We start from the raw sequence: 1054 nt of genomic DNA on the forward strand, positions 1-1054 counted from the left end.
GGCGGCGGTCGGCTCGGGTGCGGCCGCCGCCCCGGCCCCCGCGGCCGCACCCGCACCCGCCGCCGTCCCCGTCGGCTACGGCGCGGCCAGCGGCTACGGCACCGCGTCCGCCGTCGCGGCGGACGAGGACGAGGTCGAGATCCAGGCCGTCCGCGCCACCCTGACCGGCCCGTCCCTCGTGGCCCGGGTGGGCGCCGAGGTGTTCGGCACGTTCGTCGTGGTCCTCGCGGGCCTCGGCGCCGCGCTGTTCGCCTCGGTCAGCGGCGCGGGCGTCATCGGCATCGCGCTCGGATTCGGCTTCGGCACGATCGCGGCGTTCGTCGCCGTGTCGCACGTGTCGGGCGGCCACTTCAACCCGGCCATCACCCTCGGCAGCACGCTGGCCGGCCGCACGCCGTGGGCGCACCTGGTGCCCTACTGGCTGGCGCAGCTCGTCGGCGGGGCGCTCGCCTCGGCCGTGCTGTTCGTGACCGCCACCTCGCTGCCCGCCCTCGAGGCCAACGAGCGGTCCTTCTTCGGCGGCACCGCCAACGGCTACGGGGAGCACTCCCCGATCGCGCAGTCCACCGGCGGCGCCGGCTTCGGGCTGGTCGCCGCGCTGCTGCTCGAGGGCGTGCTGACCGCCATCCTCGTCGGCGTGTACCTCGGCGCCACCGACCGGCGCGGGCGCACCCGCCAGCAGGCCGCGTTCGCGGTCGGCCTGACCGTCGCGTTCGGGATGCTCGTCGCGTACCCCGTCACCGGCGGCTCGCTGAACCCGGCCCGCTCGACGGCCGCGGCGCTCTTCTCCGAGTCGTGGGCCTGGGGCCAGATCTGGGTGTTCTGGGTCGCGCCGCTCGTCGGCGCCGCGCTCGCCGCGCTGCTCTACCGCGCGTTCGCGACCGCCCCGGCGGACGACGACCTGCTCGACGAGGACCTGGAGCTCGACGAGGTCGAGGTCGAGGTGCAGCCGGCGCGCTGACGCCGGCACGCTCGCGCGCAGGGGCGGCGACCCGGTCGGGTCGCCGCCCCTTCGTCGTCCCCCGGGCGGGCGCGGGCGCGGGGTCAGCGCCGG

General features: G+C 77.6%; 1 protein-coding gene. It reads left to right on the top strand.

Features of this window, described 5'->3' with window-relative positions; genetic code table 11:
* Positions 1–961, top strand: a 961-nt coding sequence (locus tag FA014_RS19580) for an aquaporin (RefSeq protein ID WP_154731262.1), incomplete at its 5' end; no start/stop codon positions are given.
* Positions 962–1054: the final 93 nt, after the last annotated feature.

The organism is Cellulomonas hominis (genome assembly GCF_005239125.1).
In the GTDB taxonomy this organism is placed as follows: domain Bacteria; phylum Actinomycetota; class Actinomycetes; order Actinomycetales; family Cellulomonadaceae; genus Cellulomonas; species Cellulomonas hominis_A.